Annotated in this window: 19 protein-coding genes and 1 tRNA gene; 7 read left to right on the plus strand and 13 right to left on the minus strand. The window is 70.8% G+C overall.

What is annotated here, in order from left to right; translation table 11 throughout:
• Window positions 1-87: 87 nt before the first annotated feature.
• From pknB to ACZ4VW_RS12205, 6 genes are all read right to left on the minus strand, one after another.
• Entirely contained in the window at window positions 88-2,082 is a 1,995-nt protein-coding gene (gene pknB / locus ACZ4VW_RS12180) for a Stk1 family PASTA domain-containing Ser/Thr kinase (RefSeq protein ID WP_467961204.1), read from the minus strand.
• 165 nt (window positions 2,083-2,247) lie between these two features.
• A complete protein-coding gene (locus tag ACZ4VW_RS12185; protein ID WP_467961206.1) occupies window positions 2,248-3,714 on the minus strand; it encodes a peptidoglycan D,D-transpeptidase FtsI family protein in 1,467 nt (488 codons plus the stop codon).
• On the minus strand, window positions 3,711-5,141 hold the full coding sequence (locus tag ACZ4VW_RS12190) for an FtsW/RodA/SpoVE family cell cycle protein (RefSeq protein WP_355110682.1): 1,431 nt from the start codon (window positions 5,139-5,141) through the stop codon (window positions 3,711-3,713). Before ACZ4VW_RS12190 ends, ACZ4VW_RS12185 begins: the two co-directional genes overlap by 4 nt.
• A 25-nt stretch (window positions 5,142-5,166) precedes the next feature.
• Window positions 5,167-6,645 carry a Stp1/IreP family PP2C-type Ser/Thr phosphatase gene (locus ACZ4VW_RS12195; protein WP_467961208.1) on the minus strand — a complete coding sequence of 493 codons (1,479 nt, stop codon included), beginning with the start codon at window positions 6,643-6,645 and terminating at the stop codon, window positions 5,167-5,169.
• Between the two features lie 176 nt (window positions 6,646-6,821).
• Window positions 6,822-7,346 (minus strand): FHA domain-containing protein FhaB/FipA, encoded by a 525-nt coding sequence (locus tag ACZ4VW_RS12200; protein WP_361849502.1) that lies wholly within the window; start codon window positions 7,344-7,346, stop codon window positions 6,822-6,824.
• 10 nt (window positions 7,347-7,356) lie between these two features.
• Complete coding sequence (locus tag ACZ4VW_RS12205; RefSeq protein ID WP_467961210.1) at window positions 7,357-8,223, minus strand: FhaA domain-containing protein; 867 nt, start codon at window positions 8,221-8,223, stop codon at window positions 7,357-7,359.
• Between the two features lie 589 nt (window positions 8,224-8,812).
• Here ACZ4VW_RS12205 and ACZ4VW_RS12210 point away from each other — a divergent pair.
• The 3 genes from ACZ4VW_RS12210 (at window position 8,813) to ACZ4VW_RS12220 (ending at window position 11,541) form a co-directional block, all read left to right on the plus strand.
• Window positions 8,813-8,899, plus strand: a tRNA-Leu gene (locus ACZ4VW_RS12210).
• 267 nt (window positions 8,900-9,166) lie between these two features.
• Window positions 9,167-10,843 carry a sensor histidine kinase gene (locus ACZ4VW_RS12215; RefSeq protein ID WP_467961870.1) on the plus strand — a complete coding sequence of 559 codons (1,677 nt, stop codon included), beginning with the start codon at window positions 9,167-9,169 and terminating at the stop codon, window positions 10,841-10,843.
• 38 nt (window positions 10,844-10,881) lie between these two features.
• Window positions 10,882-11,541 (plus strand): response regulator transcription factor, encoded by a 660-nt coding sequence (locus ACZ4VW_RS12220; RefSeq protein WP_467961212.1) that lies wholly within the window; start codon window positions 10,882-10,884, stop codon window positions 11,539-11,541.
• Here ACZ4VW_RS12220 and ACZ4VW_RS12225 read toward each other — a convergent pair.
• Window positions 11,538-12,128, minus strand: a complete 591-nt coding sequence (locus ACZ4VW_RS12225) for a MarR family winged helix-turn-helix transcriptional regulator (RefSeq protein ID WP_467961214.1) — start codon at window positions 12,126-12,128, stop codon at window positions 11,538-11,540. The genes ACZ4VW_RS12220 and ACZ4VW_RS12225 overlap by 4 nt on opposite strands.
• 90 nt (window positions 12,129-12,218) lie before the next feature.
• On the opposite strand from ACZ4VW_RS12225, the gene ACZ4VW_RS12230 reads away from it, so the two are divergent.
• From ACZ4VW_RS12230 to ACZ4VW_RS12245, 4 genes are all read left to right on the plus strand, one after another.
• On the plus strand, window positions 12,219-13,379 hold the full coding sequence (locus ACZ4VW_RS12230; RefSeq protein WP_467961216.1) for an ABC-2 transporter permease: 1,161 nt from the start codon (window positions 12,219-12,221) through the stop codon (window positions 13,377-13,379).
• Between the two features lie 216 nt (window positions 13,380-13,595).
• The gene (locus tag ACZ4VW_RS12235) at window positions 13,596-15,044 is read left to right on the plus strand and encodes a DUF2252 domain-containing protein (protein WP_467961219.1); all 1,449 of its coding nucleotides are present in this window, start codon (window positions 13,596-13,598) and stop codon (window positions 15,042-15,044) included.
• Window positions 15,045-15,191: 147 nt separating this feature from the next.
• A complete protein-coding gene (locus ACZ4VW_RS12240; protein WP_467961872.1) occupies window positions 15,192-16,016 on the plus strand; it encodes a hypothetical protein in 825 nt (274 codons plus the stop codon).
• A gap of 43 nt (window positions 16,017-16,059) precedes the next feature.
• Entirely contained in the window at window positions 16,060-16,404 is a 345-nt protein-coding gene (locus ACZ4VW_RS12245) for a rhodanese-like domain-containing protein (RefSeq protein WP_467961223.1), read from the plus strand.
• Between the two features lie 6 nt (window positions 16,405-16,410).
• Here ACZ4VW_RS12245 and ACZ4VW_RS12250 read toward each other — a convergent pair whose 3' ends face one another.
• The 6 genes from ACZ4VW_RS12250 to paaA all read right to left on the minus strand — a co-directional run bounded on the left by ACZ4VW_RS12250 (window position 16,411) and on the right by paaA (window position 21,253).
• Window positions 16,411-17,544 (minus strand): acyl-CoA dehydrogenase family protein, encoded by a 1,134-nt coding sequence (locus ACZ4VW_RS12250; protein ID WP_467961874.1) that lies wholly within the window; start codon window positions 17,542-17,544, stop codon window positions 16,411-16,413.
• A gap of 88 nt (window positions 17,545-17,632) precedes the next feature.
• On the minus strand, window positions 17,633-18,721 hold the full coding sequence (locus ACZ4VW_RS12255; protein ID WP_467961225.1) for a 2Fe-2S iron-sulfur cluster-binding protein: 1,089 nt from the start codon (window positions 18,719-18,721) through the stop codon (window positions 17,633-17,635).
• The gene (gene paaD / locus ACZ4VW_RS12260) at window positions 18,722-19,219 is read right to left on the minus strand and encodes a 1,2-phenylacetyl-CoA epoxidase subunit PaaD (RefSeq protein WP_467961227.1); all 498 of its coding nucleotides are present in this window, start codon (window positions 19,217-19,219) and stop codon (window positions 18,722-18,724) included.
• Window positions 19,213-19,938 (minus strand): 1,2-phenylacetyl-CoA epoxidase subunit PaaC, encoded by a 726-nt coding sequence (paaC, locus tag ACZ4VW_RS12265; RefSeq protein ID WP_467961229.1) that lies wholly within the window; start codon window positions 19,936-19,938, stop codon window positions 19,213-19,215. The genes paaD and paaC overlap by 7 nt, the downstream gene beginning before the upstream one ends.
• Entirely contained in the window at window positions 19,935-20,222 is a 288-nt protein-coding gene (gene paaB, locus ACZ4VW_RS12270; protein WP_467961231.1) for a 1,2-phenylacetyl-CoA epoxidase subunit PaaB, read from the minus strand. Before paaB ends, paaC begins: the two co-directional genes overlap by 4 nt.
• Entirely contained in the window at window positions 20,219-21,253 is a 1,035-nt protein-coding gene (paaA, locus tag ACZ4VW_RS12275) for a 1,2-phenylacetyl-CoA epoxidase subunit PaaA (RefSeq protein WP_467961233.1), read from the minus strand. The genes paaB and paaA overlap by 4 nt, the downstream gene beginning before the upstream one ends.
• Between the last annotated feature and the right edge of the window lie 28 nt (window positions 21,254-21,281).

Here is a 21,281-nt window from a genome sequence, read left to right on the forward strand (position 1 = left end):
CGGGGCGGGCCGCCCCGAGCGTGAAGAGCCCCGGCATCCAGGAGGATGCCGGGGCTCTTCACGTGGTCCTGCCGGTGCGGCCGGTGGTCAGTCGAAGAAGCCGCCGCCGTCGCCGCCGCCGAACGTCTTCACGTTGATCGCCTGGTTGGGCTGACCCACCGTGCCGGCCGCGACGTCCTGCTCCTTGATACGGGCGTTGCCGTCCGCCGAGCCGTCCACATTGCCGAGCTGGTAGCCCGTCGCGGCCAGCTGGGCGCGGGCCTGGTCCACGGTCAGACCGAAGAGGCTCGGAACGGGCTGCTGGGTCTGCTGCGGGCCCTTGGAGACCTTCAGCGTGATCTGGCTGTCCTTGGGCTGGTCCGTGTTGCCCTTGGGGCTCTGCTCGATGACCAGGCCGGCAGGCTGTTCCGAGTCCACCTCCTGGCGCGCGATGTTGGTGAAACCGAGCGCGTTGAGCTGCTGGATGGCGACGTTGACGTCCCGGCCCGTGACGTCGGGAAGCGGTGTCTGCTTCTTCTTCGACACCGTGATCGTGACCTCGGCGCTCTGCTCCGCCTTGGAGCCGCCCGTCGGGTTCTGCTTGAGGACCCGGCCGACCTCTTCGTCGGACTCCTCGTACTCGATCTTGACCTTGAAGCCCTTGTCCTTGAGGGACTGCTCCGCGCTCTCCTGGGACTTCTCGGTGACGTCAGGGACCTCGACCTGCGGGGCGCCCTCGGAGACGATGACGGAGATCGTCGCGCCGATGTCCATCTTGGCCACGCCGTCGGCCACCGGGGTCTGGCTGCAGATCTTGCCCGCGTCCTGGGCACAGCGCTCGGAGCCCGCCTTGACGAGCTTCACCTGGGCGTTGGTCGTCAGGCCCTCGGCTTCCTTGAGCGTGTGGCCGACGAGCTGCGGCACGGGCACCTGGTCGGCGCCTTCCTTGCTCTTGAACAGGTACTGGCCGATGAGGACCGCGCCGACCAGCACCAGAATGCCCGCGAGGACCAGCAGGATCGTCGAGGTGTTCGACTTCTTCTGGCGTCGGCGGGCCGGGCGGTCGTCGTAGCCGTAGCCGCCGTCGTCCGGGTTCACCGGCGGAAGCATCGAGGTCTGGCCGGCCGGGTCGGTCTGGCGCAGCGCCGTCGTCGGCTGGTCGTCCGGGTAGCCGCCGTAACCGTTCCCGTAACCGCCGCCGTACCCCGCCGCACCCATCGCCGCCGCGGCCGCGACCGGCTGCCCGTCGAGGCAGGCCTCGATGTCGGCCCGCATCTCGTCCGCGGACTGGTAGCGGTAGTCGGGGTCCTTGACCAGCGCCTTCAGGACGATGGCGTCCATCGACGGCGTGATCTCGGGGTCGAAGTTGCTCGGCGGCTGCGGCTCCTCCCGCACGTGCTGGTACGCGACCGCGACCGGCGAGTCGCCCACGAAGGGCGGCCGGACGGTCAGGAGCTCGTACAGCAGACAACCGGTGGAGTACAGGTCGGAGCGGGCGTCGACCTGCTCGCCCTTGGCCTGCTCCGGCGAGAGGTACTGCGCCGTGCCGATGACCGCCGCGGTCTGCGTCATCGTCATGCCCGCGTCGCCCATGGCGCGCGCGATGCCGAAGTCCATGACCTTGACCTGACCGGTCCGCGTCAGCATGACGTTCGCCGGCTTGATGTCACGGTGCACGATGCCGGCCCGGTGCGAGTACTCCAGCGCCTGGAGGATGCCGACCGTCATCTCGAGCGTGCGCTCCGGCAGCAGCTTGCGCCCGGAGTGCAGCAGCTCACGCAGGGTCGAGCCGTCGACGTACTCCATCACGATGTACGGGATGGAGACCCCGGAACCCCCGCCGGACGCGCTGTCGTACACCATGTCCTCGCCGGTGTCGTAGACAGCGACGATCGCGGGGTGGTTGAGCGAGGCGGCCGACTGGGCCTCACGGCGGAACCGGGCCTGGAAGGACGGGTCGCGGGCGAGGTCGGCCCGCAGCGTCTTCACGGCGACGGTGCGGCCGAGCCGGGTGTCGTGGGCGAGGTAGACCTCCGCCATGCCACCACGGCCGAGCACCGAGCCCAGCTCGTACCGGCCGCCGAGGCGACGCGGCTCTTCCATAACTGATCCAGCCCTCTCCGTCTGTCCCGACCGCACCCGTGTGTGGTCCGGCGGTGTGCTGTTCGCGCATACGCTACCGGCCACGGGAAGGCGTTCCGCCCGCGACCGCCACCTGATACAGGACCGGTACCTGGCCGCTACTGGCCAGTGCCCGCCCTTTGAAGGTCAGCCCCTGCTCTTCAGAACCGCCTTCATCACAGCCTTGGCGATCGGGGCGGCGAGGCCGCCACCGCTGATGTCCTCACGGTCCGTGCCGGCGGAGTCCTCGACGATCACGGCGACGGCGACCGGAGAGCCCTGGTCGGTCTTGGCGTAGGAGATGAACCAGGCGTAGGGACGCTTGGCGTTCTTCTCGCCGTGCTGGGCCGTACCCGTCTTGCCGCCGACCTTCACGCCATCCATGTTCAGGTCGGCCTTGCCGCCCGTGCCGTTCGAGACGACGTTCTCCATCATCTGCTGGAGCTGCTGCGCGGTCTGCGCGGAGACCGGGCGGCTCATCTCCTCCGGCTCGTTCTGCTTGATCACGTCGAGGTTCGGAGCCTGCAGCTTGTCGATCATGTACGGCTTCATCAGCTTGCCGTCATTGGCGATCGCGGCCGTGACCATGGCCATCTGGAGTGGGGTGGTCGCGGTGTTGAACTGGCCGATGGAGGACAGCGCGTTGCCGCCGCGGTCCATCTGCTTGTCGTAGACGGAGGCTGCCGAGCGGACCGGGGTGAACTGCTCGGCGTTGAAACCGAACTTCTCGGCCGTCTCGACCATCTTGTCGCGGCCGACGTCGTCACCGAGCTTGGCGAAGACGGAGTTGCAGGAGACCTCCAGCGCCTTGTTCAGGCTGGCGTTCTCGCACCCGCTCGCGTGGTTGACCATGGGCTTGGTGGACAGCGGGATCTTGTACGGCTCCGGGGTGTCCGTCGCCGCGTTGATGTCGGTGACCTTGCCGCTCTCCAGCGCCGCCGCCGCCGTGACCACCTTGAAGACGGAGCCGGGCGGGTAGATCTCGCGCAGCGCGCGGTTGAGCTTCGGCTTGTTCTTGTCCTTCTCCAGCGCGATCCACGCCTTCTCGTCCTTCGCGGAGTAGCCGGCGAAGGTCGAGGGGTCGTACGACGGAGTGGAGGCGAGCGCGAGGATCTTGCCGGTCTTGGGCTCGATGGCGACGACGGCGCCCGTCTTGCTGCCGAGCCCCTCGAAGGCGGCCTTCTGGGCGGCGCCGCTCAGCGTCGTGACGACGTCGCCGCCCTTCTTCTTGTCGCCGGTGAACATCGCCAGCGTCCGGTCGAAGAAGAGCCGGTCGTCGTTGCCGGTGAGGATGCCGTCCTCGATCTTCTCGATCTGGTTGGCGTCGTACGCCTGCGAGGCGTAGCCGGTCACCGGCGCCCACATGGGGCCGTCGATGTAGGTCCGCTTGAACCGGTAGTACGGGTCCTGGGAGTCGACCGACCCGGTGATCCGCTTGCCGTCCACGATGATGTTGCCGCGCTCGTTCGCGTACCGCTCGATCGTGACGCGGCGGTTCTTCGGGTGCGCGTTGAGCTCGTCGGCGCGGACGTACTGGAGCCAGTTGTCGCGGAGCAGCAGGGCGAGGACCAGCAGGCCGCAGAAGACGGCGACCCGGCGCAGGGGCTTGTTCACGGACGGACCACCTGGGTCATCTCGGCGTCGGGGGACGGGGCGGGGGCGGGCGCCGGGCGGCGCGCGGTGTCGCTGATCCGGATCAGGATGCCGATCAGGGCCCAGTTGGCGATCACGGAGGAACCGCCGTACGCGAGGAACGGCATGGTCATACCGGTCAGCGGGATCAGGCCCATCACACCGCCGGCGACGACGAAGACCTGCAGGGCGAAGGCGCCGGACAGGCCCATCGCGAGCAGCTTGCCGAACGGGTCGCGGGCCGCGAGGGCGGTGCGGACACCGCGCTCGATGATCAGGCCGTACAGGAGCAGGAAGACCATCACACCGGCCAGCCCGAGCTCCTCGCCGACGGTGGCGAAGATGAAGTCGGAGTTGGCGGCGAAGCCGATCAGGTCGGAGTTGCCCTGGCCGAGACCGGTGCCGAGGATGCCGCCGGAGCCGAAGGACATCAGCACCTGGGTCATCTGGTCACAGGCGGCGGCCATGTTCGATCCCTCGGGAGCCGTCTTCAGGCACTCGAAGGGGTCGAGCCAGGCGGCCACACGGGACTTGACGTGGGTGGCGGTGGAGCCGACGACGACCGCGCCCGCGGTGGACATCAGCAGACCCATGACGACCCAGCTCGTCCGCTCCGTCGCCACGTACAGCATGATCACGAACATGCCGAAGAACAGCAGCGACGTACCGAGGTCGTTCTCGAAGACCAGGATGAGAAGGCTGACGGCCCAGATCGTGAGGATCGGGCCGAGGTCACGGCCACGCGGCAGGTAGAGGCCCATGAAGCGGCGGCTGGCCAGCGCCAGCGCGTCCCGTTTCACCATCAGATAGCCGGAGAAGAACACCGCCAGGACCAGCTTGGCGAACTCACCGGGCTGGATGGAGAAACCACCGACGTTGATCCAGATCTTCGCGCCGAAGACGTCCGCGCCCAGGCCCGGCACCAGCGGCAGCAGCAGCAGGACGAGGGCCGCCACCATCGAGATGTACGTGTAGCGCTGGAGGACCCGGTGGTCCTTCAGGATCAGCAGGACACCCACGAACATCGCGACCGCGATCGCCGAGTACAACATCTGGCTCGGGGCGTCCGGGCTGAACGTCTTGTAGCGGGCGATGATGCGCGGCGACTGGTCCAGGCGCCAGATCAGCACCAGGCCCATGCCGTTCAGCAGGGTCGCCAGCGGCAGCAGCAGCGGGTCCGCGTACGGGGCGAACTTGCGCACGACGAGGTGCGCGACGCTCGCGAGCAGGCCGAGGCCGAGCCCGTACCCGAGCATGCCCGCGGGCACCTCGCCGTCGATCGCCAGGCCCACGTTGAGGTAGGCGAACACCGGGATGACGACGGCGAACGCCAGCAGCGCCAGCTCGGTGTTGCGCCGGCTCGGCGCCTCGATCGCGCCGATGGTGGTCGTGTTGGTGACAACGCTCATGGTGGTGAAGGCCCCCTACGGGTGCTTACTGCTTGCCGCAGTTCGAGGCCAGCTTCTGCTCGTCCTCCGTGAGGGTGGGGCCCGGGGAGGGAGCGGCTGTGGTGGGCTTGGAGTCGGGGGTGGAACCGTCGGCGGGCGGCTTGCTCGCCTGGTCCGCGGCCTTGTCGGCGGCCTCGCGGCGCTGCTCGGCCTTCTTGCACGCCGACGCCTGCGCGGAAAGCTCCGCGATCTTCGTCTGCGCCTTGCCGAGGCTGCCGCCGGCGATCGTGTCCTCGACCTGCTTGCGCTGGTACGGCGGGAGGTACTTGAGTTCGATCTCGGGGTGGTCCTTCTCCACCTCCGAGAGCGAGACCCACGCCAGGTCCTGGCTGATGCCCCGGTACAGCGCCACGTGCTCGTCCTTGGAGCCGACGTAGTACTGGGTCTGCGTCCAGCGGTAGCCGCCGTACGCGCCGCCGCCGAGCACGGCCAGCGCCAGGAGCAGGAAGAAGCTCCTCTTCAGCCACTTGCGGCCGGTGCGCGGCTTGGAGAAGTCCTCGTCGCTGTAGGACCCGAAGGAGCCCTGCGGCGGCATCCCGCCGTAGCCGTGGTCGTCGCCGCTGCCGGGCGGGCCGAATCCGCCCGCCGGGGGCTGCTGGTGCGGCGCGGGACGGCCGAGCCCGGAAGCCCTGCCGGCCGGGGTCTGCATCGCCCCGCCGTCGGCGGGCTGCACCTGGTTCTCGGCGACCGCGCCCACGATCACCGGGGTGTCGCTGAGCTGACCGGCCAGGGTGTCACCGCCGTCGACGTCGAGGACGTCGGCCACGATCACCGTGATGTTGTCGGGGCCGCCACCGCGCAGCGCGAGCTGGATCAGCTCCTGCACGGTCTCCTGCGGGCCCTGGTAGCTGGCGAGGGTGTCCTCCATCGTCTGGTGAGAGACGACTCCGGACAGCCCGTCGGAGCAGATCAGATAGCGGTCGCCGGCCCGGACCTCACGGATCGACAGGTCCGGTTCGACATGGTCGCCACTGCCCAGCGCGCGCATCAGCAGCGAGCGCTGCGGGTGGGTCGTGGCCTCTTCCTCGGTGATCCGGCCCTCGTCGACGAGCCGCTGCACCCACGTGTGGTCCTGGGTGATCTGCGTGAGCACCCCGTCCCGCAGCAGGTACGCCCGGGAGTCGCCGACGTGCACCAGGCCGAGGCGCTGGCCCGTCCACAGCAGGGCGGTGAGCGTGGTGCCCATGCCCTCCAGCTGGGGGTCCTCCTCGACCATCATCCGCAGCTGGTCGTTGGCCCGCTGCACCGCGGCACCGAGCGAGGTGAGGATGTCCGAGCTGGGGACGTCGTCGTCGAGGGTGACGAGCGTGGAGATCACCTCCGAGGAGGCGACCTCACCGGCGGCCTGGCCGCCCATGCCGTCGGCGATGGCGAGCAGCCGGGGACCGGCGTAACCGGAGTCCTCGTTGCCCTCGCGGATCATGCCCTTGTGCGACCCGGCGGCGAAGCGCAGTGACAGACTCATGCGCACCTGCCCCGTCGACGCCGCCTCGGGGTACAGCCGGTCTCGAGCCACACTGCCCACCCTCCGGTCGGGAGCCCGTGCCGGGACGCGGCCGGGACCTGGCGATCCGCCGCGCGGCCCGCCGTGGCGACCGCCCCGGCCCGCTCGCTCCGCTCGCACTCATACATGACGTAGCACTACTTCCGCAGCTCGATGACGGTCTTGCCGATGCGGATCGGCGCGCCCAGCGGAATCGGCGTGGCGGTGGTGAGGCGGGTCCGGTCGAGATACGTGCCGTTGGTGGACCCGAGATCCTCGACGATCCACTGCCCGTCCCGGTCCGGGTAGATCCTGGCATGGCGGCTGGACGCGTAGTCGTCGTCCAGCACGATCGTCGAGTCGTGCGCCCGGCCCAGCGTGATGGTCTGCCCCTGCAGGGCGACCGTCGTGCCGGTGAGGGTGCCCTCGGAGACGACCAGCTTGGTCGGGGCGCCGCGGCGTTGCCGCCCACCGCCCGCGTTCTGCTGTCCGCGCTGCTGAGGCGGCGCGGCGGCCGCCTGGCGTGCGTTCTGCTGCGGACGGGCGTCCTGGCGGCGCGAACCGCGCTGCGTGACACGCGTGCCGAACAGGTCGCTGCGGATGACCTGGACGGCCACGATCACGAACAGCCACAGAACGGCCAGGAAACCCAGCCGCATGACCGTCAGGGTCAGCTCTGACATTGCCCCCGCTTCACCCTTCGGCTTGCCGGTAAACGATGGTGGTGCTGCCCACGACGATCCGCGAGCCGTCGCGGAGCGTAGCGCGGGTGGTGTGCTGCCCGTCCACCACGATGCCGTTGGTGGATCCGAGATCCTGGATCGTCGAGGGCGTTCCGGTCCGGATCTCGCAGTGCCGGCGGGAGACGCCGGGATCGTCGATCCTCACGTCCGCGTCGGTGCTGCGGCCAAGGACCAGGGTCGGGCGTGAGATCTGATGGCGGGTGCCGTTGATCTCGATCCACCGGCGCACCTGGGCGCCGGAGGCAGGCATGGGGCCGGGACCACCGGCCGCGGGTCGGCCCGCGACGGGCGGCTGGCCGGGCCGCGGCGCACCGGCCGCACCCGGCGGCGGGGCGGCGGGCATCGGCGGAGCACCGGCCGGAGGATAGCCGTATCCACCCGGAGCACGGCCCGGCTGGGGACCGGCGACCGGGGACGGCTGGGCGGCGGCGTGCTGTGACGAACTCGACGCGAGCGTGCGACTGCGCACCCGGTACAGACCGGTGTCGAGGTCGTCGGCCTTCTCCAGGTGGACCTTGATGGGGCCCATGAAGGTGTAGCGCTGCTGCTTGGCGTAGTCCCTGACCAGGCCGGCGAGCTCGTCGCCGAGCTGGCCCGAGTACGGGCTGAGGCGCTCGTAGTCCGGCGCGCTCAGCTCCACGATGAAGTCGTTGGGGACGACGGTCCGCTCGCGATTCCAGATCGTCGCGTTGTTGTCGCACTCGCGCTGGAGAGCGCCCGCGATCTCGACGGGCTGGACCTCGGACTTGAAGACCTTGGCGAAGGTGCCGTTGACCAGACCTTCGAGCCGCTGTTCGAAACGCTTCAGGACTCCCATGGGGCACCTCCTCCGTCGTTGTCGTCCTGGTACTGCTTACTGATCGTATCCACGCGTCGGGAAATCGGCTGGTTCCCCTTCTCTGCCCTGTGGACGAGTGTCACCTCTCACAAGCCTTCCCCACGGATCGTAGAGGGGGCCCCTGGACAGTGTCCCGCACCCGGGGAGCGAGCAGGGGGAGCGGGGCAGGACGGCGGGCGTCGTCCGTCCCGTTCCTCCCGTTACCCATGGGCTCGTCGTTCACGCCGAGTCTGCCTTCCTTCCCTGTGCGTCCGTCCGTCTGTGCGTCTTTCCGTCTGTCCGTCCGTCCGCCTGTCCGTGCTTCTGGTCGCCCGTCCGTTCATCCTTCTGTTCGTCCGCCCGTTCGTCTCGCTGTTCGCCCTCGGCCCTCGCGGCGGTCCGGCGGTCCGGCCCTCGCGGCGGTCCGGTCGTCCTGTGGTCCGGTGGTGCGTCGGCCCGCTCCTCGTCCTTGTCGCTCGGGGAGGCGCCCAAACAAACGGATGTGAATCCACGGTCTGCGGCGTGCTAATCTTCAGATGTCGCCAGGCGATCGCACCGAAAAGGTGAGGAAGCCCGGAGCACACCCAATGCGCGGGTGGCGGAATAGGCAGACGCGCTGGATTCAGGTTCCAGTGCCCGAAAGGGCGTGGGGGTTCAACTCCCCCCTCGCGCACCAGACGGAAGCCCCGTAGGTCATCGACCTACGGGGCTTCCGCGTATGTGCGTGCGCGTTGAATCGTGCGAGGGGGCGCGGGTGCGCGCGTGGTGGGTGCTGGGCGCGGGCACGGTGCCGGTGGTGGGGGGTGAGACCTTCGTCGCGGTGGGACGAGACGAAAGAGAGCCGCGGGCCGGGCCGGGCGCTGCCTAGGGTGCGAGCGTGGACGCGACTTCGAAGATCAGGGCCCGGATCGGCGCCGGCTGGACATGGTTCGCGACGCCCGTCATGTGGTCGCGGCGCCGGACCGCCGGCGAGGTGGTGCTCGCCGTCGTCATGGCGCTGCTGGCCGCCGGTACGGAAGAACTGCTCGGCGGAGAGGGCTGGCAGCTCGTCGGGGTGGCGTCGGCCGCCGCCGTGCTGTCGCTGCTGCGCCGCAGGCTCCCCTCGACCGTCCTCATCGTCACCGGCGGACTCGCCCCTCTCGTCCCCGGCTTCCTGGTGCTCCTGATACTCGTCGGCTGGTCGGCCGGCCGGTACATCGCCGGTGCCGGGCGGGCTCTGATCGCGTTCACCGTCGCGTACGTACTCAACATCGCCACGAGCCTGCTGGACATCGGGGACCTGCACCGGTCCCTGACCGTCGTGTTCATCACGACGCTGTACTACCTCGCCACGACGCTGGCCCCCGGGCTCGCCAACCGGTACTGGACGCAGCGCAGGAGCCTCCTGCACGCGCTGCAGGAGCGCAACGCCCAGCTGCTGCGGGAGCGTGCCATGGTGGCCGGGCAGGCGCGGCTCCGCGAGCGGCAGCGCATCGCCCAGGACATGCACGACAGCCTCGGCCATCAGCTGGCGCTGATCTCCGTGCACACCGGAGCCCTGGAGGTCGACCGCGAGCTGACCGACCGGCAGCGGGAGGTCGTCGGGGTCCTGCGGAACGCCTCGGTGACCGCGATGCACGAGCTGCGCGAGGTCGTCGGCATTCTGCGCGACGGCGTCGAGGCACCGGCCGTGGAGCTCGCCGCACCGCTGCGGGCCGGCGACGAATCGGGACGGGCGGCGCGGGGGACCGCCGGTATCGAGGGGCTCGTCGAGGCGGCGCGGGCCGCGGGCAACCGGGTGGAGCTGCGGCGGCGCGGGGAGTACCAGCCCCTGCCACCGGCCGCCGACCACGCCGCGTACAGGATCGTCCAGGAAGCCCTCACCAACGCCTACAAGTACGCGCCGGGCGCGCCGATCGACGTCGAAGTGCGGTACGAGCCGGACTCCTTGGTCATCGAGATCGTCAACGAGGACGTCGCGACCCCGCCGCGGGACGTGGTGAGCGGCGGACAGGGGCTGACCGGGCTGTACGAGCGGGCCCGGCTCGTCGGCGGCATGGTCCACGCCGGCCCGGCCGACGGCGGCGGGTTCCGGGTGGCCGGCGTACTGCCCTACGGGGTGGTGGAAGCAGCGCCTTTGGTCGATGCGGCCGACGACTTCCGGCAGCAGTCGACGCAGCCCCTGGTGGGCGACCGTGGTCCGGTCACGGTCGGACCGGCCGACTGGACGTTCACGGAACGGGAGCTGGCGATGGCGTTGCGCGGGGGCAGGGGCAAGAGTGGCGGGGTCGCGCTGGGATGCGGGATCGCCTTCGCCGCGCTGGTGCTGCTGCTGGTTGCCGGGGGCTTCGGCATCTACTTCCTCATGGGGTCGATGCGGGAGGGGATGATCGAACCCGCTCAGTACGACAGCGTCCAGGTCGGCGCGCCCGAGCAGGAGGTGCGCGGCCAGTTGCCCTCCGGCGACACGATCGCGACCACCGGGCTGCACGGCAAGGGGCCCAAGGAGCCCGAGGGTTCGAAGTGCCTGGTCCTCATGTCCTCGGAGGTCGGCGACGCCATGGAGGCCGAGCCGGTTTTCCGGTTCTGCTTCAAGGACGGCAAGCTGATCGAGAAGAAGTCGTACGAGGTCAAGCGCTAGCGTGACCCGCCCGAATCGGTAGCCGTGGGGGAGAAGCTGTGACAGGGCAGCGCATCAGGGTCGTGATCGCCGACGACGAGCCCCTGATCAGGGCCGGGATCCGGATGATCCTCACCTCGGACCAGGACATCGAGGTGGTGGCGGAGGCGGCGAACGGCCGGGAGGCCGTCGAGCAGGCGCGGGCCCATGCCGCCGACGTCGCGCTCCTCGACATCCAGATGCCGGTTCTCGACGGGCTCTCCGCGCTGCCCGAACTGCGCCGCGCGGCGCCCTCCACGAAGGTGATCGTGCTCACGACCTTCGGCGAGCGGGAGAACGTGCTGCGCGCCCTCGAGCACGGCGGCGTGGGCTTCCTCCTCAAGGACACGGCGCCCGCCGAACTCATCCGGGCGGTACGGGCCGCGGCGGCGGGCGACGCCTATCTCTCGCCCGCCGCCACCCGGCATGTGGTGGAGCAGCTGGCCTCGGGGCGGGAGGTGGCGCGCGCCGAACAGGCGAGGGGGCGGGTGGCGGGGCTGAGCGAGAAGGAACGCGAGGTGCTCGCCGTGCTCGGGGAGGGACTGTCGAACGCGGACGCGGGGCGGCGCCTGCACATGAGCGAGGCCACCGTGAAGACGTACGTCAGCCGGATCCTGGCCAAGCTGGGGTGCGAGAACCGGGTGCAGGCGGCGCTGCTGGCGCGTGACGCCAGGCTCTAGCGGTCGGCCGTGGGGGTGGGGCCGTCGGAGAGGCCGGCGGTGCCGGCCGCGTTGTAGCGGAGCAGGTACGCGGCGAACCGGGCGAGGTCCTCGGCCGGCCAGTCCTTGAGGCGTTCCTGGTAGGCGGCGAGGCGGCTCGCCTGGGTGGAGGCCAGCAGGCGGGTGCCCGCCTCTGTCGGGTGCAGCACCTGGACGCGGTGGTCGTCGGGGTCCGGGCGGCGCTCGACCAGGCCGAGTTTCTCCAGGCCGCCGACCTGGCGGCTGACCGTCGACTTGTCCAGCAGATAGTGGGCGGCGAGGTCGGTGGCGCGGCAGCCCCGCTGGTCCACGATGTGCGCGAGCAGCGTGTACGAGACGAGTGGCAGCTCCGGATGGAGCCGGGCGGCCGCGGCGCGGGCCCGACGGGCGAACGCCGTCAGCTCCCGCTGGATGGTCTCGACCGATGTCTCACGGGTGGCGCCGATCGAGTTGCCGGCCGCGGTGTCGGTCGGGGTGCGGGCCGCGGTGTCGGTCGGGGTGCGGGCCGCGGTGTCGGCGAGGGTGCCAATCGGGGCGTCCGGCGGGAAGTCGGTCGGGGCGTCGGTCATGTGCGCTCCTCTGGGCCCGGGTGTGCTGGGCGCTTTTCAGTTGTATAGTACAACGGTTGTTTAGTTGTAAAAGCCAACCATGGAGCGCTCATGTCCGCAGAAACGCGATCGGCACCGCCGAAACCGGCATCGGCGGGACCGGAGCCGTCCGTAGGGAAGCGACAGGCACCGGCCGGATCACCCCCGGCGACGGCGCTACGGCACGTCCTCGGGCACCTGCTCACCCCGCTGCTCATGTGCCTCGGCATGGGACTCGCCTACCTCGGCGCCTTCCACGCCCCCCACCCCCACGACCTACGCGTCGACATCGTCGGATCCGGGCCCAGCGCTCAGGTCCTCGCCCAGACCCTCCACGACAAGAGCGCCGGCGCCCTCGACGTCCGTACCGTCACCGACCGCGAGACCGCCGTCTCCGCACTGCACGACCAGTCCACCTACGGCGCCTACATCCCCGGCGCCCACCCCGAACTGCTCGTCGCCTCCGCCTCCTCGGACACCAGCGCCATGGCCGTCGAGAAGGTCTTCACCAAGATCGCGGCCGGACAGGACGCGCCCCTGAAGGTCACCGACGTCGCCCCCGTCTCCCACGGTGACCCGACCGGGCAGGGCATCTTCTTCCTCCTGGTCGCCCTCAGCATCGGCTCCTACGCATCCGTCGCCGTCATCGGCGGCGCGGGCGCCGTCCTCCCCATGAGGATCCGCGCCCTGCTCGCCACCGGAATGTCGCTCGTCGTCAGCCTCATCGGCACCGTCTTCGCCGGACCGATGTTCCACCTCGTCGACCGAGGGCTCGGCGGAGTCTGGGCCATGTCCTGGCTGTACTCGGCCGGCATCCTGCTGATCGGCGTCGGCCTCCACACCTTCCTGCGCCGCTGGACCACCCTCGGCGTGATGGTGCTGTTCGTCATGCTCAACTTCACCAGCTCCGGCGGCATCTACCGCCCCGAACTCCAGCCCGGCTTCTTCGCCGCACTGCACGCCTTCTGGAACGGCGCCGGATTCGTCGAAGGCGTCCGCAGCCACGTCTACTTCGACGACAACGCACTCGGAGGACACCTCCTCGTCCTCGCGCTCTGGTTCCTCGCGGGAGTCGCCGTGACGGCCCTCGCGGCCGTGGCGGAAGCACGCCGGCGGCAGGCGGCCATCCCCTCACCGGCGGCCGTCCCCTCACCGGCGGCCGTCCCCTCGCTGGCGGCCGGCCCGGCCGAGGAGCAGACGGAGGAGGAGATGGAAGAGGCCGTAGGCGTCTGAGCCCCTGGCAGCCCGCCCCACCCGCTCAGCCCGCTCCGCCCGTCGCCGACAGCAGCTTCCAGTCCGCGGAGGCCCTGTGCACGACGGGCGTCGGCGGGCCGCACCCGTTGTCCACAGCCCGTTGTCCACAGGGGAAGACGGGCCGCCGAGCCCGGCGGTACCGTCATGCCCAGTTGATGTTGCACAGCGTCACACGAGGTCGGGGGAGGATGTCCCATGGGCGAGATCCGCGCACTGGTACCAGAACAGCGAGACACGGCCGGCGGACGCGTTCCGCACGTGGCCGGGTTCGCGCAGCGGGCAGCCGCAGGGGCGACGAACACCCCCAAGGAACAGGGCAAGCGGCTGCGCGAGCGTGTCCCCCGCACCGCCCACGACACCCTCACACTCGCCCCCGACCGGCCCGACGCCGTCCGGGCCGTCGAGGAATCGAGCCGCGACCGCGTGCCGGAACTCGCACCGATACGCGTCGGCAGAATGGCCGCCGGCCCCTTCGCGTTCCTGCGCGGCTCCGCCGGACTCATGGCCCACGACCTCGTCGGCTCCCCCGTCACCGGCGTCGCCGCCCAGATATGCGGCGACGCGCACGCGGCCAACTTCGGCCTCTACGGCGACGCCCGCGGCGGCCTCGTCATCGACCTCAACGACTTCGACGAGACCGTCGTCGGCCCCTGGGAATGGGACCTCAAGCGGCTCGCCACCTCACTCGTGCTCGCCGGACGGGAGGCGGGAGCGAGCGAGGACACCTGCCGGGCCGCCGCCTTCGACACCGTCGGCGCCTACCGCCGCACGATGCGCCTGCTCGCCCGGCTCCCCGCCCTCGACGCCTGGAACGCCATCGCGGACGAGGAACTCGTCTCGCACACCGACGCCCGAGACCTGCTCGGCACCCTCGACCGGGTCTCGGAGAAGGCCAGGAACAACACCAGCGCACGGTTTGCCGCCAGATCGACCGAGCCCGTCACCGACACCGACGGCGAAGGCCGGCGCTTCGTGGACGCCCCACCCGTACTGCGGCGCGTCCCCGACCAGGAAGCGGCGGCCGTCGCCGCCTCCCTGGGCGAATACCTGACCACCGTCTCCGAGGACCGCCTGCCCCTGCTCGCCCGGTACGCCGTCCACGACGTCGCCTTCCGCGTCGTCGGAACCGGAAGCGTCGGCACCCGCTCCTACGTCGTACTGCTCCTCGACCACCGGGGCGAGGCCCTGGTGCTGCAGGTGAAGGAAGCACGGCCCTCGGCCCTGCTCCCCCACCTGCCGGCCGTCGGCTTCACCGCCCACGAACCGGCACACGAGGGACGGCGCGTGGTCCTCGGACAGAAGCGCATGCAGGTCGTCAGCGACATCCTCCTCGGCTGGACAACGGTGCAGGGGCGCCCCTTCCAGGTGCGTCAGTTCCGCAACCGCAAGGGCAGCGTCGACCCGGCCGCCCTCACACCGGCCCAGGTCGACGACTACGGCCGCATGACCGGCGCCCTGCTGGCCCGCGCGCACGCCCACAGCGCCGACCCACGCCTGATAGCCGGCTACTGCGGCAAGAACGAAGAGCTCGACGAGGCGATCGCCGCCTTCGCCGTCGCGTACGCGGACCGCACCACGGCGGACCACGCCGACCTGGTCGCGGCGGTGCGCACCGGCCGGATAGCGGCCGAGCTCGGAGTGTGAAGGCCGACGCCTGCCCACCACCGGGCGGCCGACAGCCACGGAGGACACGGGGGGATGGGGGCGGGGGAGGGAGGGGGGAGGGCCCCCGGGGGATCGTAGGCTGGTGGGGTGACGGACCGGAGCGAGGACGTGGGCGTGGACCAGGACGTGGACCCGGGCGCGAGCGCGGGCGCGGGTGCGGGTGGCGAGGCCGGGGCGGAGCGGCCCGAGGCGCGGCTGGAGAAGGCCGTGCGGGTGGCCGAGCAGGCGCTGATCGAGTTCGAGATCGCGGTGGAGACGTTCCGGGTCGAGGTGGACAACTTCTCCCGGCTGCACCACCAGAAACTCGGCCCGATGTACGCCCGGCTCGACGAGCTGGACGCGCAGATCGCTGAGGCGCGGGCGGCCAGGACCGGGGATCCGGAGGATCTGCGGCGGGCGGAGGAAGCGCGCTCGATCGTCATGCCGATGCCCGGCGTCGAGGAACTCTTCCACGACTGGATCGACTCCGACGGGCTGTCCCCCGAGGCCGCCGCGATGCTGACCGAGCAGCCGGTGCAGCCGCCCAAGCGCGTCCGGCCCGGCGAGGAGGCCCGGAAGCTGTACCGGGAACTGGTCCGTCAGGCCCATCCGGATCTGGCGCGGGACGAGGACGAGCGGAAGCGGCGTGACGCGTTCATCACGCGGGTGAACGCCGCGTACGCGCGCGGTGACGTGGCGCTGCTGCGCGAGCTGTCCGCGGAGTGGGCCGCCGGGCCCGTTCCGGAGGAGGAGCGGCTCAGCGAGAGCGAGGAGCTGTACGCGCGTCTGGAGTGGCTGTCACAGCGCAAGGAGCTGCTGACGCTGGTGGCGCGGGAGCTGGAGGAGAGTGCGATCGGCGCGATGCTGCGGATGGCGCCCGACGACCCGGACCGGCTGCTGGAGGAGATCGCGGAGCAGCTGCTGGCGCAGGTCTCCGATCGGGAGGCGGAACTGGCTTCGCTGGTGCAGTAGGTTTTTTGCGAGACCACGGTTCTGATGAGAGAAGGCCTGTTCCATGAATTTCTCCCCGCTTCCCTCCGTGGACGCGGCCTCCGTGCCGGCCGATGCCCTGGTGCTGGATGTCCGGGAGGACGACGAGTGGGCGGCCGGTCATGTCGTGGACGCGTTGCATGTGCCGATGAGCGACTTCGTGGCGCGTTTCGGTGAGGTGACCGAGGCGGTGGCCGAGGGGCGCCGCGCGTATGTGATGTGCCGGGTCGGTGGCCGTTCGGCTCAGGTCACGCAGTATCTGGTGCAGCAGGGAATCGACGCGGTGAACGTCGACGGCGGGATGCTCGCCTGGGACGGTGCCGGGCGGCCGGTCGTGTCGAACGACGGCAGCCCGGGCTTCGTCCTGTAGGGCGGTTCATCCGAGGGGGTGGGCGGCCAGGAGGTCGCCGAGGGCTTCCTCGTGGGCGGCGGCGGGGCCGAGGGCGAGTTCGAGCTGCTTGGCCCAGGCGTGGTAGCGGTGCAGGGGGTAGTCGGTGTCCGCGCCGAAGCCGCCGTGGAGGTGCTGGGCGGTCTGCACGACGCGGCGGACGCCTTCCGCTGCCCAGATCTTGGCCACGGCGATGTCCGCGGCGGGGGGCAGGGGGCCGCCGGCTCCGGTGCTGATGCGCCAGGCGGCCTGCCAGAGGGTCGCGTCCATGGCGCGCAGGTCGATGTAGCGGTCGGCGGCCTGGACGGCGACGGCTTGGAAGGTGGCCACGGGGTGGCCGAACTGTTCCCGTTCGCCGGTGTACCGGCTTGTCATGGCGAGGACGTTCTCGCCGAGTCCGAGGGCGAGGGCGCAGGTCCCGGTGGCGAGGACGCCGCGGAGCCATTCCCAGGCGACGTCGGAGTCGATGACGTCCGTGGGGTCGAGGCGTACGGAGTCGAGGTGGAGCTCGGCGAGGAGTTCGCCGTTCGTGGAGTACTGCTCGGCCAGGGTGAGGCCGTGGTGGTTACGGGGGAGCAGGGCGAGGACGGTGCGTCCGTCGGCGGTGTGGGCGGGGACGGCGATGCGGTCGGCGCCGTGGGCCCAGGGGACGGCGCTCTGGAGGCCGTCGAGGATCCAGTGGGTGTCGTCGCGGTCGGCGGTGACGGCGAGTTCGGCGGGGTCGTGGCCGGTGCGTCCGTTGGAGGCGGCGGTGAGGACGAGTTCGCCGCGGCCGATGCGGGGCAGGAGTGCGGCTGCCGTGTCGTCGGTGGCGTAGCGCTGGATGGTCATGGCGACCGCGCTGGTCTCCAGGATGGGGACGCGGGCGAGGACGCGGGCTGATTCGCGCAGGACGAGGCAGAGGGCGATGGTGTCGAGGCCGGCGCCGCCGTGTTCGGGGGCGAGGACGAGGCTGAGGAGGTCGGCCTTGGCGAGGCGGGACCAGAGGGGTCGGTCGAAGTCGTCGGCGACGGCGCGGGCGGTGAGCGCGGGGCTCGGTACGCCGTCGGGTGTGACGTCGGCGAAGACGGCCTTGGCCGCCTCGACGGCCGCCTGCTGTTCCTCGGTGAAGGTGAAGTCCACGGCCATGCCCTCCCATTGCTCATCTGACGGGACGTCAAGATAGAACAGGTTCTAGGGGAAGGGAATGGCCGTGGTGCCGCGGGGGCGGTCAGCGGTCGAAGTCGAGCTCCACTTCCGCGGTGGCGGGACGGGACTGGCAGGCCAGGACGTATCCGGCCTCGGTCTCTTCCGGCTCCAGGGCGAAATTGCGGTCCATGCGCACTTCGCCGTCGACGAGGAAGGCGCGGCAGGTGCCGCACACTCCGCCCTTGCAGGCGTAGGGGGCGTCGGCGCGGGCGCGGAGGACGGTCTCGAGGAGCGTCTCGCCTTCCTGCACGGGCCAGTTGCCTGAGCGGCCGTGCAGGGTCGCGGTCAGGGTGGCGTGGACGGGGGCGCGGACGCCGGCCGCGGGTGCGGGCGCGGAGCCGTCGTCGACGTGGAAGATCTCCTGGTGGATGCGGGTCCGGTCGACGCCGAGTCCGCGCAGGGCGCGTTCGGCGCTTTGGACGAGGCCGAAGGGCCCGCACAGGAACCAGCCGTCGATGTCGGTGACGGGCAGGAGGGCGGGGAGCAGGCCGGTGAGCCGTTCCTGGTCGAGGCGCCCTGAGGGGAGGCCCGCCTGCTGCTCTTCGCGGGAGAGCACGGTGACGAGCTGGAAGCGGTCGGGGTAGCGGTCCTTCAGGTCGGCGACCTCGTCGAGGAACATCGTGGAGGACGCGGTGCGGTCGCTCCGTACGAGGCAGAACCGGGCGTCCGGTTCCTGGGCGAGGAGGGTCGCCGCCATCGACAGAACGGGTGTGATGCCGCTGCCGCCGACCACGGCGGCGAAGTGGCCGGGGCGGGGGGTGAGCGTGAAGCGGCCCATCGGTTCCATGACGTCGACGGTGTCGCCGACGGCCAGCTCCTTGAGGGCGTAGGTGGAGAACTCACCGCCGTCGACCAGCCGGATGCCGACGCGCAGGACGGGCTCCTGGCCGGCGGGGGCGGCGGGGGCGCAGATCGAGTAGGTGCGGCGAATCTCGTCGCCGTCCCGCCCGGCGCGGCGGAGGGCGAGGTGCTGCCCGGGGGTGTGGCGATAGGTCTCGCGCAGCTCGGGCGGGACCGCGAAGGTGACGGCCACCGAGTCGTCCGTGAGCTGCTCGACCTCGCTCACCCGGAGCGGATGGAATCCAGCCCGTCCGGCCTGTGAGGACGGCATCTACAACTCCTTGAAGTGGTCGAACGGTTCGCGGCAGGCCGTGCAGCGGCGCAGCGCCTTGCAGGCGGTGGAGGAGAACCGGCTGAGCAGTTCCGTCTCGGTGGAGCCGCAGTGCGGGCAGCGGATGGCCAGGGTGAGGGGGACGGGCCCGCCGGCGGGGCCTTGGGGGCGGGGCGGGGCGATGCCGAACTCGGCGAGCTTGCGCCGCCCTTCCTCGCTGATGTCGTCCGTGGACCAGGCGGGTGCGAGGACGGTGACGACGGAGACCTCGGGCACGCCGTGCTCGTGCAGGGCGCGCTCGATGTCGCTGGACATCGCCTCGATGGCGGGGCAGCCGGTGTACGTGGGGGTGAGTTCGACCTCGACGCGGCCAGGGCCGAGGACCTGGACGCCGCGCAGGACACCCAGTTCCTCGAGGGTGAGGACGGGCAGTTCGGGGTCGGGGACGGCGCCGGCGATCCGACTCAGTTCCCGCTCCAGGTCCGTCATGGTCACCATGTCGCCCCCGGGTGGCTGCGGTGCAGGTGCTGCATCTCGGCCAGCATGCGTCCGAAGGGCTCGGTGTGCAGGCCCTGTCGGCCGGCTCCGGCGGCCCAGGCGCCGGTGCGGGGCCCGTTCGGGACGGTGAGCGTGGCCTTTTCGAGGACGGTGGTGACGGAGTCGAGCCAGGCGCTTTCCATCGCTTCGTGGTCCACGTCGAGGCCGTCGACGGGCTGGAACAGCTCGCCGGTGTAGGGCCAGAGCGCGTCGCAGGCGCGCTGCATCCGGTCGTGGCTCTCGGGGGTGCCGTCGCCGAGGCGGAGGGTCCAGTGCTCGGCGTGGTCCTGGTGGTAGGCGACTTCCTTGACGGCCTTGGCGGCGAGTCCGGTCAGCGGTCCGTCGCCGGTGGCGAGTCGGGCGTAGAGGAGGCGCTGGTAGGTGGAGAAGTAGAGCTGGCGGGCGATGGTGTGGGCGAAGTCGCCGTTGGGCTGCTCGACGAGCTGGGTGTTGCGGAAGGCCCGTTCTTCGCGGAGGTAGGCGAGCTCGTCCTCGTCGCCGACGAGGGAGAGCAGGATGCGTGCCTGGCCGAGCAGGTCGAGCGCGATGTTGGCGAGGGCGACCTCCTCCTCCAGAACGGGGGCGTTGCCGGCCCATTCGCCCAGCCGATGGGAGAGGACGAGCGCGTCGTCTCCGAGGGCGAGTGCGGCGGCCGCGGGCACGGTGGTCTGTGCGGTCACAGGTGCTTCACTCCCTCGGGGATCTCGTAGAAGGTGGGGTGGCGGTAGGGCTTGTCGGCCGACGGTTCGAAGAAGGGGTCCTTCTCGTCGGGCGAGGAGGCGGTGATCTCGGCGGAGGGCACCACCCAGATGGAGACGCCTTCGCTGCGGCGGGTGTACAGGTCGCGGGCGTTGCGCAGGGCCATCTCGGCGTCCGGTGCGTGAAGGCTGCCGGCGTGGGTGTGGGACAGTCCGCGGCGCGAGCGCACGAACACCTCCCACAGGGGCCATCCGTCGGTGGTCATGCGCCTGCCTCCCCGTCCTTCGTCTGGTGCTGTGCGTGCTTGTCGGCGTATGCCGCGGCGGCTTCTCTGACCCAGGCGCCGTCCTCGTGGGCCTGGCGCCGTCGGTCGAGCCGCTGTTCGTTGCAGGGGCCGTTGCCCTTGAGCACGTCCCAGAACTCGGCCCAGTCGATGGGTCCGAAGTCGTAGTGCCCGCGCTCTTCGTTCCACCGCAGGTCCGGGTCCGGGAGGGTGAGTCCGAGGGCTTCGGCCTGGGGGACGGCGATGTCGACGAAGCGCTGGCGCAGCTCGTCGTTGGAGTGGCGCTTGATCTTCCAGGCCATGGACTGGGCGGAGTGCGCCGACTCGTCGTCCGGGGGGCCGAACATCATCAGGGAGGGCCACCACCAGCGGTTCACCGCGTCCTGGGCCATGGCGTGCTGGGCGTCGGTGCCGCGGGAGAGCGCGAGCAGGGCTTCGTAACCCTGGCGCTGGTGGAAGGACTCCTCCTTGCAGACGCGGACCATCGCCCGGGCGTACGGGCCGTAGGAGCAGCGGCAGAGGGGGACCTGGTTGGTGATGGCGGCGCCGTCGACGAGCCAGCCGATCGCGCCGACGTCGGCCCAGGTCAGCGTGGGGTAGTTGAAGATCGAGGAGTACTTCTGGCGGCCGGAGTGGAGCTTGTCGAGGAGCTCGTCGCGGCTGGTGCCGAGGGTTTCCGCGGCGCTGTACAGATACAGCCCGTGGCCGGCCTCGTCCTGGACCTTGGCCATGAGGATCGCTTTGCGGCGCAGTGAGGGCGCGCGGGTGATCCAGTTGGCCTCGGGCTGCATGCCGATGATCTCGGAGTGCGCGTGTTGCGCGATCTGGCGGACGAGGGACGCCCGATAGGCGTCCGGCATCCAGTCCCGTGGCTCGATGCGCTCGTCGGCGGCGACGGCGGCGTCGAACACCGCCTCGTAGGCGGCCTGGGTCGCCGCCGTGGCCGCGTCCCGCGCGGACGGTGCGTCCTGTGCGTCCGTGGTCACCGCTGTCGCTGACGTCCCTGTGGTCATCGAACCCCCTACCGACCGATCGTTCGGT

The organism is Streptomyces sp. NPDC029139 (genome assembly GCF_055564335.1).

Coding starts and splice junctions, on each gene's coding strand:
- pknB (WP_467961204.1), bottom strand. CDS start 2,082: ATGGAAGAGCCGCGTCGCCTCGGCGGCCGGTACGAGCTGGGCTCGGTG.
- ACZ4VW_RS12190 (WP_355110682.1), bottom strand. CDS start 5,141: ATGAGCGTTGTCACCAACACGACCACCATCGGCGCGATCGAGGCGCCG.
- ACZ4VW_RS12195 (WP_467961208.1), bottom strand. CDS start 6,645: ATGAGTCTGTCACTGCGCTTCGCCGCCGGGTCGCACAAGGGCATGATC.
- ACZ4VW_RS12200 (WP_361849502.1), bottom strand. CDS start 7,346: ATGTCAGAGCTGACCCTGACGGTCATGCGGCTGGGTTTCCTGGCCGTT.
- ACZ4VW_RS12205 (WP_467961210.1), bottom strand. CDS start 8,223: ATGGGAGTCCTGAAGCGTTTCGAACAGCGGCTCGAAGGTCTGGTCAAC.
- ACZ4VW_RS12215 (WP_467961870.1), top strand. CDS start 9,167: ATGTGGTCGCGGCGCCGGACCGCCGGCGAGGTGGTGCTCGCCGTCGTC.
- ACZ4VW_RS12225 (WP_467961214.1), bottom strand. CDS start 12,128: ATGACCGACGCCCCGACCGACTTCCCGCCGGACGCCCCGATTGGCACC.
- ACZ4VW_RS12230 (WP_467961216.1), top strand. CDS start 12,219: ATGTCCGCAGAAACGCGATCGGCACCGCCGAAACCGGCATCGGCGGGA.
- ACZ4VW_RS12235 (WP_467961219.1), top strand. CDS start 13,596: ATGGGCGAGATCCGCGCACTGGTACCAGAACAGCGAGACACGGCCGGC.
- ACZ4VW_RS12245 (WP_467961223.1), top strand. CDS start 16,060: ATGAATTTCTCCCCGCTTCCCTCCGTGGACGCGGCCTCCGTGCCGGCC.
- ACZ4VW_RS12255 (WP_467961225.1), bottom strand. CDS start 18,721: ATGCCGTCCTCACAGGCCGGACGGGCTGGATTCCATCCGCTCCGGGTG.
- paaD (WP_467961227.1), bottom strand. CDS start 19,219: ATGGTGACCATGACGGACCTGGAGCGGGAACTGAGTCGGATCGCCGGC.
- paaB (WP_467961231.1), bottom strand. CDS start 20,222: ATGACCACCGACGGATGGCCCCTGTGGGAGGTGTTCGTGCGCTCGCGC.
- paaA (WP_467961233.1), bottom strand. CDS start 21,253: ATGACCACAGGGACGTCAGCGACAGCGGTGACCACGGACGCACAGGAC.